Origin of the sequence: Saccharothrix sp. ST-888 (assembly GCF_000955975.1) — a bacterium.
Lineage (GTDB): Bacteria > Actinomycetota > Actinomycetes > Streptomycetales > Streptomycetaceae > Kitasatospora.
This window is the reverse complement of record NZ_JYJF01000893.1, coordinates 1-313: the sequence shown is the minus strand read 5'-3', so window position 1 is coordinate 313 and position 313 is coordinate 1. Positions and strand designations below refer to the sequence as shown.

Here is a 313-nt window from a genome sequence, read left to right as displayed (position 1 = left end):
CCCCGAGGTGTTCGTCGACTTCAGTCGTCAGCGGGCGCTCTCGGCGGACGGCCGCTGCCGGGCGTTCTCGGCGGACGCGGACGGCACGGGCTGGGGTGACGGTGTCGGCATGCTGCTCGTCGAGCGGCTCTCCGACGCCCTCCGGAACGGGCACCCGGTGCTGGCGGTGGTGCGGGGTTCGGCGATCAACCAGGACGGTGCGTCGAACGGCCTTACTGCGCCGAACGGTCCGTCGCAGCAGCGGGTGATCCGTCAGGCGCTGGCGAATGCGGGTCTGTCGGCCGATGAGGTCGATGCGGTGGAGGCGCACGGC

1 protein-coding gene is annotated in these 313 nt (G+C 72.2%); it reads left to right on the top strand.

Annotation, left to right across the window (positions count from 1 at the left end):
- A partial coding sequence (locus UK12_RS34940; RefSeq protein WP_156179168.1) for a beta-ketoacyl synthase N-terminal-like domain-containing protein occupies positions 1-313 on the top strand: 313 nt, incomplete at both ends.